The 14737-nt window shown below is 49.6% G+C and carries 16 protein-coding genes; 2 read left to right on the forward strand and 14 right to left on the reverse strand.

What is annotated here, in order from left to right; translation table 11 throughout:
• Nucleotides 1–260: 260 nt before the first annotated feature.
• From csrA to G475_RS0115785, 13 genes are all read right to left on the reverse strand, one after another.
• Nucleotides 261–491 (reverse strand): carbon storage regulator CsrA, encoded by a 231-nt coding sequence (csrA, locus tag G475_RS0115725; protein WP_026702096.1) that lies wholly within the window; start codon nucleotides 489–491, stop codon nucleotides 261–263.
• Nucleotides 491–952, reverse strand: coding sequence for a flagellar assembly protein FliW (gene fliW / locus G475_RS25325; protein ID WP_035711476.1), 462 nt, complete (start codon nucleotides 950–952; stop codon nucleotides 491–493). Before fliW ends, csrA begins: the two co-directional genes overlap by 1 nt.
• A gap of 27 nt (nucleotides 953–979) precedes the next feature.
• A complete protein-coding gene (locus tag G475_RS0115735; RefSeq protein WP_026702097.1) occupies nucleotides 980–1570 on the reverse strand; it encodes a DUF6470 family protein in 591 nt (196 codons plus the stop codon).
• A gap of 23 nt (nucleotides 1571–1593) precedes the next feature.
• Nucleotides 1594–2703 (reverse strand): flagellar hook-associated protein FlgL, encoded by a 1110-nt coding sequence (gene flgL / locus G475_RS0115740; RefSeq protein ID WP_324603221.1) that lies wholly within the window; start codon nucleotides 2701–2703, stop codon nucleotides 1594–1596.
• Between the two features lie 67 nt (nucleotides 2704–2770).
• A complete protein-coding gene (flgK, locus tag G475_RS0115745; protein WP_026702099.1) occupies nucleotides 2771–4627 on the reverse strand; it encodes a flagellar hook-associated protein FlgK in 1857 nt (618 codons plus the stop codon).
• 32 nt (nucleotides 4628–4659) lie between these two features.
• Complete coding sequence (locus tag G475_RS0115750) at nucleotides 4660–5157, reverse strand: flagellar protein FlgN (protein ID WP_026702100.1); 498 nt, start codon at nucleotides 5155–5157, stop codon at nucleotides 4660–4662.
• A 93-nt stretch (nucleotides 5158–5250) separates the two neighbouring features.
• Nucleotides 5251–5517, reverse strand: coding sequence for a flagellar biosynthesis anti-sigma factor FlgM (gene flgM, locus G475_RS0115755; protein WP_026702101.1), 267 nt, complete (start codon nucleotides 5515–5517; stop codon nucleotides 5251–5253).
• A 109-nt stretch (nucleotides 5518–5626) separates the two neighbouring features.
• On the reverse strand, nucleotides 5627–6052 hold the full coding sequence (locus G475_RS0115760; protein WP_026702102.1) for a TIGR03826 family flagellar region protein: 426 nt from the start codon (nucleotides 6050–6052) through the stop codon (nucleotides 5627–5629).
• Nucleotides 6053–6079: 27 nt separating this feature from the next.
• Nucleotides 6080–6814, reverse strand: a complete 735-nt coding sequence (locus G475_RS0115765; RefSeq protein WP_051302587.1) for a ComF family protein — start codon at nucleotides 6812–6814, stop codon at nucleotides 6080–6082.
• Nucleotides 6807–8345 carry a DEAD/DEAH box helicase gene (locus G475_RS0115770; protein ID WP_233275793.1) on the reverse strand — a complete coding sequence of 513 codons (1539 nt, stop codon included), beginning with the start codon at nucleotides 8343–8345 and terminating at the stop codon, nucleotides 6807–6809. Before G475_RS0115770 ends, G475_RS0115765 begins: the two co-directional genes overlap by 8 nt.
• 94 nt (nucleotides 8346–8439) lie before the next feature.
• Complete coding sequence (locus G475_RS0115775; RefSeq protein ID WP_026702105.1) at nucleotides 8440–9285, reverse strand: DegV family protein; 846 nt, start codon at nucleotides 9283–9285, stop codon at nucleotides 8440–8442.
• A gap of 76 nt (nucleotides 9286–9361) precedes the next feature.
• Nucleotides 9362–10075, reverse strand: a complete 714-nt coding sequence (locus tag G475_RS0115780) for a response regulator (protein WP_026702106.1) — start codon at nucleotides 10073–10075, stop codon at nucleotides 9362–9364.
• Between the two features lie 72 nt (nucleotides 10076–10147).
• Nucleotides 10148–11290: a sensor histidine kinase gene (locus tag G475_RS0115785; protein WP_026702107.1), complete on the reverse strand. Its 1143-nt coding sequence runs from the start codon at nucleotides 11288–11290 to the stop codon at nucleotides 10148–10150.
• 229 nt (nucleotides 11291–11519) lie between these two features.
• Between G475_RS0115785 and G475_RS0115790 the strand changes: the two genes are divergently transcribed.
• On the forward strand, nucleotides 11520–12158 hold the full coding sequence (locus G475_RS0115790) for a YigZ family protein (RefSeq protein WP_026702108.1): 639 nt from the start codon (nucleotides 11520–11522) through the stop codon (nucleotides 12156–12158).
• Between the two features lie 253 nt (nucleotides 12159–12411).
• The gene (locus G475_RS0115795) at nucleotides 12412–13434 is read left to right on the forward strand and encodes an LCP family protein (RefSeq protein WP_026702109.1); all 1023 of its coding nucleotides are present in this window, start codon (nucleotides 12412–12414) and stop codon (nucleotides 13432–13434) included.
• Nucleotides 13435–13817: 383 nt separating this feature from the next.
• On the opposite strand, the gene G475_RS25330 is transcribed toward G475_RS0115795, so the two are convergent.
• Entirely contained in the window at nucleotides 13818–14522 is a 705-nt protein-coding gene (locus G475_RS25330) for a nuclease-related domain-containing protein (protein WP_051302588.1), read from the reverse strand.
• Nucleotides 14523–14737 lie beyond the last annotated feature (215 nt).

A 14737-nucleotide genomic window follows, 5' to 3' on the forward strand; every position in this document is an offset into this window, starting at 1 on the left:
CCTGATTGCTCCCCCGGTGTTTTGTATTTCTATTATTGTATTTCTTCCACACACTCCCTGCCCTTTTCCCCTTTTTCCATCCCTTCCATTTCCAGTAAAAAAATAATTATTTCTTTTCATCATACCTGTTCCCGTCTTTTTACACAAGGAACGAGAGTACCTTTATTACTCATTATAGACGGGATTCTTTGGTCTGATATCCTACTTCTGTCCCGGCATGACTGGACAATTAGACTATACGGAAGGGGGAAGCGGGGTTTTTATTTTTTCATCTGCCGGGATAATGCTTCTAGTATGGAAAGGTTATCTTCCCCGGCCGCCTGATTGTTTTCTTCTTGAATGGAGAGATAAATTTCCTTTCGATGGATATCCACATGCTGCGGAGCGTCAATGCCGATTTTGACTTGATCGCCGTCGATAGCGACCACTTTTATTTCAATGTCCTCTCCGACCTGGATCGACTGGTTTGTTTTGCGTGTTAGTACCAGCATCAGCGCGCCCCCTTCTGGTTCACCGAGTTCCCGGGTTCCTGCGAAAAAATGGAATGCTTGGTTTCATAGGAGGATTCGCTGAGGATAATCTGCTTTCCTTTTTTTTCGGCCATGTTGATGATAATCGGAGCCTGCAGATTGGCCGTCGTCCGGGAAAATGGTTCCTGCAGGGTGAGGACAGTGAACAGGGCGACGTCTTCCTGTTTCTCGATATCGAGCTGCTCAATCACGCCGTCTGATACTTCGACCTGATAGTCATCAAAAAAATGGAACGGATCAGTGACCACAAACGCCAGAGAAGGGGTGTGAATGGACTGTAAAATAAAAAATACCTCATCGCTGCTGAAGGGAAGCAGCACAAAGGCTGTTTCGTCTTCAAACGCGGGGAGGCCCTGTTCAAAATTCAAAATCTGCTCTTCTTTTATTTCTATCTCACCAAGGTATTTCGTTTGGAGTTTCAAAGGGGGTATCCACCTTTTTTATAGATTTTACAGAGTGCGGTTGACTTGGCCGCCGACAACCTGAAACGAGATGCTCGGCTTTTGTTCCAGGTAATGCTGCACTTCCCAGCGCGGGATGTTAATCTCTGGTTCGTTCGTTTCTACCTGGATATCTGCTTCGGCTCGTTCCACCTCAAAGGAGATCTCATGAGGGTCCACCTCGAATTTCACTTTATCGGCGCTTTCCGGAATGTAGCCAAGCTCTGTTTCCAGGCTGATCAGACGGGTATTTTGTTTGGCAATGGCAGCAATGGCGCTTCCTCTGCCCCCATTCTCATCAATGGACTTCAGCTGTTCTCCCTCCCGCATCGTTTTCGCTGCGAATTCTAGCGCCGTATGTTTGGCTTTCTGGAGAAATTCGCTGGAACGTTCAAGCGGGGGAACCAGGCCGGCATCTTTAAACGCTTCCGACTGATCAATGTTCACTTTTGCCGCTTTGGTTGAAATTTCCACCGTGTCCATAACATGCTGCTCGATCTTCAGGTCAGCCGGGGGCTGGCGGAGCTGCATGGGGGGACGTGTTATCGAGGTGCCTACTTTGGCATCTGTTGTCGTGATTTCCACCCTTGGCATCTCCATACATCGATCCCCCTTTTTTCAGCTTAACGCAGGAAATCCATCAAGGTCGGCTGAATGATACGCGCTCCTGAAGAGAGTGCCGCCTGATGCACATTTTCCTGGCTCATCAAATCCGTGATGACCTTTTCCATATCCGCATCTTCGTTTTCAGACATGATCCGCTCTGCTGTAACTTCCTGTTCCCCGAGCCGGGATTCAATCATTTCGACGCGGTTTAGGCGCGCCCCGACTTCCGCCCGTTCGTTCACCGTGTTGTTAATGTGGGAATCAATCGTATCGATAAACCCGGTCAGGTCTTCTCCCTCCGTGTCCGGGTCGTTGAGCTTCTGTTCCAGCTCCTTCAGGTCTCCGAAGAGGGCATTATTGAACGTGTTCTGGGGACGGGAATTGGCTTTAATGGTAACGCCTTTCAACAGTTCAATTTCGACGTCGTCCTGGTTCGTAGAAACAGCATCCGTTTGAGAAACCACCACATCAGAAGCGTCCAACTCCTCGATGTTGTCCTCTGCATCTGTGTACGCCACTGTGTTCTCATCCAAGACTTGAATTTGGGTCCCATCTTCGTTCTCATACACGGCATCATCCCCGCCGGCATGAGTATACACTTTCCCATCCATGGTGATCTGATGCTGGGAGAGAACATCTTCTCCGGCGCCATCCAATGTGTCCGCCCCTACATCAAATCCATCTTCATCGATAGGGGGATTGGTTGTATTGGCTCCGTTGAAAATATATTTTCCATTGGACTGCGTATTGCCCATGGAGACGATATGGTCAAACAGCTGGGAAACTTCCTCGGCAATGTTTCCGCGCTGGCCTTCCTCGTAGGAATCGTTAGCAGCCTGCGTGGTCAGCTCCCGTACCCGCTGCAGCGCCTCGGTTGTTTTATCCAGCGCTGAATCGGTGGAATCCATCCAATTGTAAACTTCGCCGGAGTTACGCTGAAATTGTTCCACTTCGGTCACCTGAGTCCGGTAGCGCATGCCATTCATCGCCACAACTGGATCCTGGGACGCACGCGTAATTTTTTTCCCGGTGGACAACTGATCCTGCAAATTTCCCATGCGATCAAAGCTCTGGCTGATATGACGGAGTGAATTCTGCGCCAGCATCGATTGTGTTACGCGCATCATGTGTCACCTTCCTCTAATTTTATCCCGGTGCTAGATTCCCCCGCTTCCCATAAGCGGGGAATAACCTTTATCTGCCGACAAGTCCCATATTGTTAATGATCCGGTCCAGCATTTCATCCACGGCAGTAATGTTCCGCGCTGCGGCGTTGTAGGCGTGCTGGAACTGAATCATGTTGCTCATTTCTTCATCCAGTGAGACGCTGCTGACTTCCATACGGCGGCTGTCAACGCTGTCCCGCAGACTGCCCGTGTTTTCCGCTTTCTGTTCAGCTTCTGCCGTGTCTACGGCCATCTGACCGATGATTCCCTGATAATAGCTTTGTACATTGGTGGTACTGTCGCCGCCAAAATCAAGATCTTCATCTTTTACGTTCGCCAGTGCCAGGGCGTTGGAACCGTCTCCGGCAAATGCTTCAGGAGAGTACCCTTCGGTAATTTCTTCTTCTGCCGACCAGGTTGTTTCCTCTCCGGGATTTACATTTTCCGGCACACTGATCGTCAAGCCATCAATGGTAACGGAATCCCCTGTTATTCCGTCCCAACTGGTTCCGCCGTCTTCACTGTACTCCCACGCACCACTGTCATCTACACGAACCTGAAGGTCGATAGAGTCCCCTTCATATTCTCCCGAAAGCATCGGACCGGGGACACTTTCATCTCCACTTTCAAAATTCAGCATAGCCTTGTTTGGCGAAGAAGCAGCGATGTTGTCCAAGTCATTCTTTATTTCCTGGCTGACCTGGAGGCTGGCCGCTGCGCTTTCTCCGTCTCCGTTGTCAAAGGAGAAAAACGGTACGCCGCCCTCGGTCCTGCCTCCATTGATATCGTTCAGGCTCCAGCCTTCGCGGTGCACGTCATTAAACTCACTCGCAAAAGTTTCCACCATCGTATCGAGGTCATTCATTAAATCAGGATAGGTTCCTTGATAATCGCCTGCTTCTCCAATCCCGAAATCCTCCAGCAGAGCTTTCATCTTTCCAGGGGAGTTCTCAAGATCCATCTCAATACTTTCGCCCTCGCCTTCACTGTCCCAATACATAGAAGTATCGTCGACAAATTCGTGTTTGCCGTCCTCTTCATTCACGCTGATATCAAACTGGCGGAAATCTTTATCTTCGCCGCCTTCGATAAGTTTTAGATCATCTCCGTTTTCATCTTCCATCCGATCTCCATTATCATCAAGCAGATACACGTCGACTGTCCCTTCGGCTGCATCTTCGGCATGGCCGGTGGGCTCCAGGTTGTCCACTTCAATATTCACCATCCCGGAAAGCTCGTCCAACAGCCGGTCCCGCTCATCATACAGGTCGTTTGGCATCTGGCCGTGCGGTTCCACCCGGGAAATCTGCTCGTTCAGATCATTGATGCGGCTGAGGATCGAATTAACTTCGCTCTGGTTGGTCTCAATCTGCTGCTTTAAATCCTGCTGGTTGGTTTCCAGCGAATCCGCAATATGGTTGAATGTTTCTGCCAGTGCCGTCCCGCGCTGGCGTACCACGGAGCGGGCGCCGGAATCTTCCGGGTTCACGGATAAGTCCTGCAGGGCGTTCCAGAATTCATCCATCGAATTCGAAAGGCCGCTGTCGGACGGTTCATTCATCAAATCTTCAATCCGCTCCAGGGAATCATGTTTTGTCTGCCAATAACTCGCCGTGGCGTTCTCTCCGCGGTACTGGTTATCCAGGTAGCCTTCTCTGATCCGCTGAATAAAATCTGCTTCTACGCCGGTTCCCATCTGGCCAGGGACGCGGGGCGCGTTACGGGCCGCGTTCGGGTAAGGCTCCGTTTGAGAGAAATTAACACGCTGGCGGGTATATCCTTCTGTGTTAGCATTGGAAATGTTATGTCCGGTAGTATGTAACGCCGCCTGCTGGGTAAACATTCCGCGGCGTGCTGTTTCCAGCCCATGAAAAGTTGAATACATGACCGTTCCTCCTCCATTTTTCTAAAACAATTTCAGGCTTTCGAATCAAAAATAGAAAACCCTTCCGGTCTATCCTCTGAATCCCTGCCTTCCGGATGGGTATAATGCACAGCTTCCGGATCAGGCTGGATCATATCAAGTGTCATCTGTACAAACTGCAGGGAGTCTTCCACGAGGGTACGGTTCAATGCTTCTTTCTCCCGCAGTCCCGCCATTTCCGCAAGCAGGGCCTCCTGCAGGCGCAGAAGCGGATCATGATGGTCTTCGGGCAGGTGTTTTAACAGCACACTGACAGTGCCTTCTGAATCCGTTTCCCCTTTTTCCTTTAAAAAGACGGTGGTGGCGGCCTGCCGTTTTTTTTCTGTCTGTTCAATGGAACGGATCTGTTTGCTTTCTTTTTTCAGCAGGTCGGCCAATTCTTTCGTATCGTTGGCTTTAATCAGCTCTGTCTTTTGCGCCGACAGCTTGTTCAACTCCTGATGCTGCTGGACGAGCAGGGCCATCGTTTCAAAAATGGCTTTTACCGACATACCTTTCCCCGCTTTCTGTTCTTAACGTTCCTGGATGACAGCTGCCTCCCGGTGTTCGATCGGACGTGAAGGAGACAGCCCGTTTATCCATTTCTATTTTCCAGACCAGAATTCTGCGAACTTTCTTGCTGCTTCCTGGGGATCAAACTCGTATTCCCCGGACTGAACCTGGTGTTTTAACTGATCTATTTTTTCCTGGCGGGACGCTTCGATATCATTTCCCTGCTGCATGTGCTTCGCTTGATCAGAAATTTCTACTTTATCTTTTTCCTGCTGTTGATTTTCCTGTTTTGCGGGGCGCTGGGCTTCCGTCTGCTTTTGATACGGGTTGTTTAACGGCCCGAGGGGATTTATTTTCACAGCGTTCACCTCCCTGAATCTCTAGCATCTATTCCATCTGTTCTTATATATTTGCTGTAACATTTATTATATCGGATGACAGCCTTCATGTTTAACCGGTACAAATGTCTCATTTCATCCGGTCATTCAGCGAATGATACGTTTGGTAACGAGCCCGTTCCCTTTCTTTGTCCCGTTCCGACCGCTCTTTCTCGCGGGCTTGTGATTGCAGTCCGCTTTCAATATTGTCTTTGCAGCTGCTGCAGATCCGCCCTTCTCTGATACTTTTGCCGCATGACTCACACGGATATTCCAGGTTTGGAAACTGCCTGACATGAATCCGGCCTTCCTTAATAAAATGCGTAATATCTTCCTGCGATACCCCGGTAGCGTCTACCACTTCACTCATCGTGGCCTGCCTGTTTTCACGTTTTCTAATAAAATTGTAGACCTTTTGGAACTTTTCCTCTACTTCCTTGTGGCATTTATTGCACACCGGACGCAGTGATTTCACAAACAAATCACCGCAGCGCGGGCAATTATCGAGATTCTGCATGATCTTTCTCCCTCCCTGCAATGTTCTTTACCCCCGGGCCAGCGTAATCGAACATATATCCTTCGCCCCATTCCTTCTAAGTTCTTCCGCTGCCTTTCGTAACGTTGTTCCTGTTGTATAAATATCGTCAATTATAACAAAACTTTTACCCTCTATCTCGTTTTTTTCCAGGAGAACTCGAAAGGGACGGGTGCTGGAAGACATTCTCTCCAATCTGGATTTTTTGCTTTGTTTTTCTTCGTGGGCGGTGCGTTCCAGAAGAAAAGCCGGCTCATGGGGAGAGGCCGTGTATTTTTTGGAAAACAATCTGGGAGGAGGACAGACGAAAGAAGCTAAGATCGCCGACTGGTTAAATCCGCGTTCCTGCAGACGTTCTTTGCTGAGGGGGATTGGAACCGGGACAGCTCCATCACAACAGCGCCGGTAAAGTGTCTGGAGGCGGGATTGAAAAGCCTGGGCGAGAACGGCATCACCGCGGTACTTCCAAGAGGCGATCCATTCTTTCATGGCGTCATTATAGGTGAAAAGCGAATAATTTCTTCGCAGGACGCCGCTCCAGCTGAGATCTTCTTCCCAGCGCCGGCAGTCCCCGCAGGATACTTCGGAAGACTGGGGGCGGCTGCAGATGGGACAAATCGGTCCTGTAATCAACTGAAAGGATGCTTCACACTCATCACACAAGAGGGGTTCTTTTGGGAAAAACAGCGTCTTCCAGGTCGTGAAATTTGTGATAGGACCGGCGCAGTACAGGCACTCACTCATTCGAGGCCTCCTCCGGCAGGGGTTCCTTGTTCATCATCAGGATGTGTCGTACTGCCGCTGTCATCGCCTCTGTTTTGCCGGCATGAAAAAAGACAATGTCGCCGTCCGGGTTTTCGCTGCTCCGTCCTACTCTCCCCGCTATCTGCACAAGGGCGCTTTCTGTAAAAACGGTGGATTCCGCGCCAAGGACAGCTGCTTCCACCCCGGGGATAGTCACTCCTCGTTCCAGGATCGTGGTTGTCACCAGTAGAGGCACGGTCCCTTCCCGGAACCGCTGCACTTTGTTATGGCGCTGGTCATCAGCACTGTGTACACCTTCCACGGCCGCCCAGGTTTTCTGTAAAATCGCCGTCACCTCTTCCAGGACGGTAACGGAAGGAACGAATACAAACGCTGGGATGGTCTCTTCAATACGAGTGCGGCACCAGCGGAGCACCTTTTTTGGCAGCCTGCCTTTTGTGACAGGTCGTTTCCATGCTCCGCTCCACTCCATCCGCGGAACGGGAAGCGGAAATCCGTGATAACGCCGGGGAATGCGGACACAGGGAAGTAATTTTTTCTTAACCTGTTTCTGTAGGAAAGGAGTCGGCGTTGCGGTGAGATGAATCCGGGCAGAAACAGACCTGGCCGCTTTTTCCACAGCATTCACAAGGGAAGCGTCTGCCGTGAAAGGAAAGGCATCAACTTCATCAATAATGACAAGATCAAAGGCTTCGGAAAAGCGCATCGTTTGATGGGTGGTGGCAATCACAAGCTGGGCGAGACAATCTTTTTCTTCACTTCCTCCATATAAACCGACAATGGCCGTATCAGGAAATACTTTCTGGAGACGCGGGAGCAGCTCCAGAACAACATCGGTGCGCGGGGCAGCCAGCAATATCCGCTCTCCTTTTTGCAGAGACCGTTCCATCCCGGGGAACAGCACCTCTGTCTTCCCAGCTCCGCATACGGCCCAGACTAACCGTTCCGATTTCGTTTCCACCGCTTCAACGATCGAAGCAGCCGCCCTTTTCTGCCCTGCTGAAAAAGTACCATTCCACTGCAGCAGCGGTTGGGGGGAACTGGAAAAAAGGGGTGGTCCATTCCAGGCTATAAGCGCCGAACAGGCACTTACTCTTCCCATGTTTACGCAGTGGCGGCAGTAGGAGCACTTTGTTCCGCAGCGGGCGCAGTCTAATACTCCGTAGTGGCGCGGGGAGGCGTTGCCGCAGCGGCGGCAGACCCATCCCTTTTTTGTTGGAGTAAGGCCGGGGCGCAGGACCAGGATTCGGGCCAGGAGAAAAGGTTCCAGGTCCCTCCAGTCCCATGGCAGTTCTTCATAAAGCAGTTCTTTGCCCATACAGACGTGTTGGATCGTTTGATATAGCTCGGGAGAAAAATCAGAAACATGGCGGGGAGAAGGAGCAGAAAGGCCGGGGAGACGGCTGATGATATCCGGACCGGCTGAAATCGTCCCACCTTTTGGAGCTAGTACCTCCGGCAGGCATAAAGCACACGTATCCCCGGGTAACTGCACATGAATCATTTTCATTCGCATCGTCCTATTCTATTTTAGGATATAAAAAAGGGAAAATATAATGAAGGGGAAGGAAATACGGAGGAAGCCGGGGAGCAGCTTCCACCTATTAGAGCCTGCACCAGCCTATGCCGAGGCCGCCCTCGCCAAGATGGGTGCCGATGACCGGGCCGAACCAGCCGACGTCAATATCGGCATTGGGATACTGCCCGGCAAGTTTTTGGCGGATCGACTCAGCTTTTTCCGGACGGTTCGCGTGAATGACGGTAGCTCGGATGGAGGCATTCGTTCCGGCATCTTCGTCAAACAGCTCGTACACCCGGTTCAGGGCTTTTTTCTCCGTACGGACCTTTTCAAATGGTACGATCAATTTATTTTCAAAATGAAGGATCGGCTTGATCTGCAACAGACTTCCGACCAGCGCCTGGGCTCCGTTCAAACGCCCGCCGCGGTGCAGATGGTTCAAATCATCCACAATAAAATAAGCCCTGGTGTTCTGCTTCATTTCTTCCAGCCTGTTGATGATCTGCGTCGCTGTTTTCCCGTCCTGTGCCATTTTTGCAGCTTCGAGCACGAAATAGCCCTGCGGCATGCAGCTAATTTCTGAGTCAAAGGCATACACCTCGGCTCCCTCGACCTCTCCTCCTGCAGCCTGAGCGGTCTGATAAGTTCCGCTGATACCGCTGGACAAATGAACGGTTATAATCTCGTCATAGGTCGAAGCCAGTTTTTCAAACACTTCCAAAAAGGTGCCGGGAGACGGCTGGGACGTAGAAGGCAGTTCCGGTGCTGTCTTCATTTTTTCGTAAAAAGCATCGGTAGACAGCTCCACTTCTTCCTGGTAGGAAGTCTCCCCGAAAATAACATTTAAAGGAACCACTGTTATTCCGAAAGCTGCTGCTGTTTCTTCCGGCAGATAAGCAGTACTGTCTGTGACAATCGCAATATTCGACATAGGTATATCCTCTCTTTACTTTCTTTCTATATATTGTACGGGCATGTCCCAGTTCCCGCAAGAGAAGGATAAAACGTTATCTAACCTTAACCCAGCCTTTTTTAATCGACTCTACTACAGCCTGGGTACGGTCATTCACATTCATTTTCTGCAGTATGTTGCTGACATGGTTTTTCACTGTTTTTTCACTGATATACAGCGTTTCTCCAATCATCCGGTTGCTGTAGCCGTCTGTCATCAGCTGCAGCACTTCACATTCGCGCCGTGTCAAAATGTGGAGCGGCTTACGGTATTCGACTTCTTTATACCCGATTTCTGCTGTCGAATCCACGCTGTCATCGCCGTATGCAAGCCGTCTGTATTCTTTGATAAGATTATGGGTGACCTTCGGATGAATATAGGCGCCTCCCTGTCCGACCACTTTGACTGCTTCAATTAAGGCATCAGCATCCATTTCTTTCAGCAAATACCCGGCCGCTCCGGTTTTCAGCACATGGGTAACATAGGATTCGTCATCGTGAATGGAAAGAATCAATACTTTCACGTCCGGGTGCTTTTCAATCAAATCCCGGGTGGCCTCCACCCCGTTGGTTCCCGGCATATTCACGTCCATTAACACAACGTCCGGATCGTTTTCTTCCACAAGGGAAATCACTTCGTCCCCGTCATCGCCTTCTGCGACAACTTCAAAATTCTTTTCCATATCAAGAATGCGCTTCACACCTTCTCTGAAAAGCTGGTGATCATCTATGAGGATTAATCTAATGGATTGATCTAACTGCTCTTGCATTTCGCTCATCCTTTCGATTACATTCAATATTTCGTTTTACCCTGTGATATACTATTTTCAGCAGAAACGTGATCACTGCTGCTCCGCGTCATCCACGGAAACATGAACCATGACCACCGTTCCCTTCCCCGGGGCGGAGTCGATAGTCAGTTCTCCGTCCAGGGCGTTAATCCTTTCCCTCATTCCCATTAAGCCAAAAGAGTCGTCTTTGGCTTCGGCAGGATCAAAACCTTTACCGTCATCCTTTATGACGATAGAAACGTAGGTACGTTTCATCTCGATTTTCACCTGTACTTCTCTCGGATCGGCATGCTTGTACGCATTCTGCACCGCTTCCTGCACGATCCGGAACAAACCGACTTCCAGGTTGGCAGACAGCCGGATATCATCGCGCCCGATCGATGTAAAGCGGACCTCCATCTCTGTGTGTTCTTCCAAGTTTTTCAAATACTTGTTAAGGGTCGGCACTAGTCCGAGATCATCCAGCGCCATCGGCCGCAGGTCATAAATAATCCGTCTTACTTCCGCAAGGCTGGAGCGAATCATCGAACGCAGGTCCTGGATCTCTTCCAATGCCTTGTCCATCCCCTGCTCACTGCGGACCCGTTCCACCAGTTCAGACCGGAGCATAACATTGGCGATCATCTGGGCCGGCCCGTCATGAATCTCACGGGCCACCCGTTTTCGTTCTTTTTCCTGGGCTTCGATAATCTTCAGGCCGAACTGCTGTTTTTCTTTAGCATCTTCGACCATTTCCCCGACTTCTTTTAAATCGCCGGCGAGAAAATTGTACACAACCGTCACCTGGCTGACAAGCGTTTCGGCACGCTCCATGGTGCCCTCAAGCTGGATCAGACGGCGTTCGATCGTATCGCGGCGTTCGCGAAGCTGTTTTTCCTCCTGCTGCAGCACCGCCAGATTTACCTGCAGTTCATTCGCCTGCTCATACGCTGTTTTAACATCTTCATTGCTGTAGCTTTTGAAATGGCGGCTGACTTCGGCAAGCCTGTTTCTCGCAAAACGCGCCTGCATCTCTGTTCTCTCTGATTTGTCGATCACAGACGCTACTTTCTGGCGCACCTGCTGCAGCTCATCCTGGAGGGATTCATATTCCTGCCTCGATCTTTCACTGATTTCAAAAATCTGTTCCTTGCTGTCACCTACCGTGCCCAGCATTTTATCAATAATTTCATCTAACGAAAGCTTTGTTGACAAAAGTGTCACCACGCTTCTTTATGTTTGACAGATAATCTTGATTCGTTATGATTATTTTAGCACACTCAGAAGGGCCTATAACCCATAATAATAAAAAATCAAAAATTTACATATTCCACGAAATTGTGTGGAAATAAAACTTCTTTGTATAGGATATCATGTCTCAGGCTTTTCAAGTTTTACAATATTATTATAGTATAGTTACACCATTAGGAGGAGTTATTACGTCATGCCTGCTGCTTATTATACCGTGAAAACCAGCGGAACACACGAAATTACCATCAATAAGTCCCGCTTCCTTGCACATGTCAAACGTGTTACAACCGAAGACGAAGCCCAAGCGTTTATCGAAAGTATCAAGAAGGAACACGCGAACGCCACCCATAATTGCTCCGCCTATCTTATCGGAGAACAGGATGATATCCAGAAAGCTCATGATGACGGCGAACCCTCCAGAACAGCAGGAGTCCCGATGCTCGAAGTCCTGAAAAAAAGGGAATTAAAAGATACGTGTGTGGTTGTCACCCGCTACTTCGGAGGTATTAAATTGGGGGCGGGCGGTCTGATCCGTGCATACGGAACGGCGGTTACAGAAGGGATAAATGCCGTCGGCGTCGTGGAACGTTCCTTAATGAAAGTCATGAGTGTCACCCTGGATTACACCTGGATCGGAAAAATCGAAAACGAAATCCGCCAGTCTTCGTATTTATTAATGGATACATTGTATGAGGATGCTGTATCCTTCCATGTGTATGTTCCTGTCGAAAAGAAGGATATTTTCACGGAATGGATGATAAATCTCACCAGCGGTCAGGCAGCCATACAGGAACTCAAGGACACCTATTTAGAACGGGATGCGGACGAATAACTAGGTATGCCTTGTTTAACTATTCGACCTTTTCTCGTTTAATCCTCTTCCAGGGAGAAACTTTTCATTATTTCCGGGGAAATAATATTTTCTGTATGTATTTGTAACCCAATCGTTTTCTCCCTCGTCTAACAACATGGGGTATATATTGTCACTATATTGTTGGCTGGCTTCTGTAAAATGTTATTTACGAAAATAGGCCGATTATGTACAATGATGAAGAGTAAACAGCTGGAGAATTAAGGAGAATACTATGGCAAAAAAGGAACCAAACACGAGACTGCGGCGACGCAAACAGCGGACCCGCCGTGTTTTAAAAACAATTATGGTTTTGGGGTTAATTTCATTTGTTTTACTGGGCGCTCTGGTCGGTTATTTCGCCTGGAAATTCACGACCGTTGCAGCAGATACCCAGGAAACACTGGACCGCGGGGAAAAATCGGAAAAACGCGAAGTGGCCGTGGATCCCAACCAGGATAATATTTCTGTCCTTTTCATGGGTGTGGATGACCGGGACGGAGAACTGGAAGGGCGCACGGATGCGATGATCCTTGCCACCTTCAACCGGGAGCAGGGCAGTGTAAAAATGACGAGCATCCCCCGCGATTCCCTTGTGAGCATCCCCGGGCACGGCGAGGATAAAATCACCCACGCCCACGCTTACGGCGGCACTGATTTAGCCATCCAAACCGTGGAGGATATGCTCGATATCCCGGTGGATTACTATGTGAAACTGAACTTTGAGGCATTTATTGAAATCATCAATGCCCTGGACGGGGTGGAAGTAGATGTTCCATTTGCCTTTACCGAGCAGGACAGTCAGGGAAATCATGGAGCCATTTCCCTCCAGGAAGGCACGCAGATGTTAAACGGGGAAGAAGCACTTGCCTATGCAAGAATGAGAAAACAGGATCCGCGCGGGGACATTGGCCGCGGCGACCGGCAGGAAGAAATCATTTCCGCGTTAATCCGGCGCAGCGCTTCGATCGGTTCTATCCATAAATATGATGACGTACTGGAAAGCGTTGAGGATCATATGAAAATGAACTTCACCGTGGGGGATCTGGTTTCCTTCCATAAATACGCGGGCTCTGTCGGGGATATCAACAAACTTCAGCTCGAAGGTTCCGATGTCCGGTATGACGGTGTCTATTATTACCAGCTTGATCCTGCCTCCACTGAGCAGATATCACAGGAGCTCCGCACCCATCTGGGAATCGAAGACGAAACGGCTTCCGAGGATAAGAACGAAACCACGCAGGCTGAATCTCCTTAGTAAGGAGATTCAGCTTTTTTTAATTGACTGCTGTCGTTTTCTCCTTAACCGGCCCGTTTTTTTATCACAGCTGCCCGTTATTCATCGTCCCGGGGATTTTTCTAATGGTCTCGGCTCTGTTACTCATCACCCCACGTCGTTTTCTCCTCCCAGGGAAGATAAATTATAGCGGCGCCCCTTCTTCTTGTTATTATGAGAAAGATGGAGGGAATGGAGGAGGCGCAGGCCCGCCTGACTGGAGGAGAGATCGAGAAAATCACGGCATTCTTCACTCGAAATCGCAGGGCCGAACAGCTGGAGAAAATCCTGAAGCGTCTGTTTGTGAGCGTCTATGTCCTGACGCCCGCATGTCTGTTAGGTCCACCAGCCTCGTCGGGTGCGTTTCATCGGCAGGGCGCTGCAGGAGGGGCACTGGACTCCTTTTTGAATATCCTCTCCTTCATTATATTGGTGGGTTTAGGGTGACATCCTTGAATCAGGCTGGAGGTTATACTTGCGATCCCTGACATCGGAATAGATGAAACGGGGTGTTGTTTCTCCAGCTCCGAGATATCGAAGGGAAGCTGGGCGGCGTGAATGACTTTCGTAAAGGGAGACGGGGGAGCAATGATGATAGTGGAAGGAAAACTAATAGCCACCGTGGTTAAAATGGGCGGAAGCTTCCGGCCCTTCTGCCTGCCCCATTGTTCGAGCTGGAGCTGATGGCGGCTCACCTGCAGCCTCGGGTCGAGAAAGCCTTCCTCCTCTCCATGAAGCCGCCGGATCATTTGATAACGATCCGCATCGAAAATAAGCGTACCTGCCATGTTTTTTACTTCAATCAGCAAAATAAAGAAGGGCGTTAACAGAAGGGTATCGATTTGAAAATAAGTGGAACGGTGGAACAAGCGGAGGTCGTGGAAAATGGGGTAATCGGGGTTAATAAAGGATAAGTGGTAATCCAGAGCCTGTTCGCCGCGGTAGCCGGAGGCATATTTGGCGGTTTCCTTTTCGACGGCGGGGCGTTTGGGATGGGCCGGCGGAAGCCTTCGCTGCAGAATTTGCAGTTTGCGCAGGACCGCGGGTTTGGTGCGGTGCTTTTTTATCATGGCATCCTCTCCTTTTTTCTACTATTCGACAATTCAACCGAACTTCCTTCTTTTTACTCCATTTTCTTCTCATCCCGGGCCTTTTTCTCTTTGTTTCAGCTCATTTATTAATCACCGCTCCGGCTTTACTCCTTATCTCAGACCATTTATCCATCACCACTCCGAGGTTCCTCCTTGTCCCAGACCATTTATCCGTTCCTCAACGGAAACTTTCA

This window comes from Salibacterium aidingense DSM 18341 (genome assembly GCF_000429685.1).
Taxonomy (GTDB): Bacteria; Bacillota; Bacilli; order Bacillales; family Marinococcaceae; genus Salibacterium; species Salibacterium aidingense.

Coding starts and splice junctions, on each gene's coding strand:
- G475_RS0115770 (WP_233275793.1), bottom strand. CDS start 8,345: ATGAAAATGATTCATGTGCAGTTACCCGGGGATACGTGTGCTTTATGC.
- flgL (WP_324603221.1), bottom strand. CDS start 2,703: ATGATGCGCGTAACACAATCGATGCTGGCGCAGAATTCACTCCGTCAT.
- G475_RS25330 (WP_051302588.1), bottom strand. CDS start 14,522: ATGATAAAAAAGCACCGCACCAAACCCGCGGTCCTGCGCAAACTGCAA.
- G475_RS0115795 (WP_026702109.1), top strand. CDS start 12,412: ATGGCAAAAAAGGAACCAAACACGAGACTGCGGCGACGCAAACAGCGG.
- G475_RS0115760 (WP_026702102.1), bottom strand. CDS start 6,052: ATGCAGAATCTCGATAATTGCCCGCGCTGCGGTGATTTGTTTGTGAAA.
- G475_RS0115735 (WP_026702097.1), bottom strand. CDS start 1,570: ATGGAGATGCCAAGGGTGGAAATCACGACAACAGATGCCAAAGTAGGC.
- G475_RS0115790 (WP_026702108.1), top strand. CDS start 11,520: ATGCCTGCTGCTTATTATACCGTGAAAACCAGCGGAACACACGAAATT.
- G475_RS0115750 (WP_026702100.1), bottom strand. CDS start 5,157: ATGTCGGTAAAAGCCATTTTTGAAACGATGGCCCTGCTCGTCCAGCAG.
- G475_RS0115775 (WP_026702105.1), bottom strand. CDS start 9,285: ATGTCGAATATTGCGATTGTCACAGACAGTACTGCTTATCTGCCGGAA.
- G475_RS0115780 (WP_026702106.1), bottom strand. CDS start 10,075: ATGCAAGAGCAGTTAGATCAATCCATTAGATTAATCCTCATAGATGAT.
- csrA (WP_026702096.1), bottom strand. CDS start 491: ATGCTGGTACTAACACGCAAAACAAACCAGTCGATCCAGGTCGGAGAG.
- G475_RS0115765 (WP_051302587.1), bottom strand. CDS start 6,814: ATGAGTGAGTGCCTGTACTGCGCCGGTCCTATCACAAATTTCACGACC.
- flgK (WP_026702099.1), bottom strand. CDS start 4,627: ATGTATTCAACTTTTCATGGGCTGGAAACAGCACGCCGCGGAATGTTT.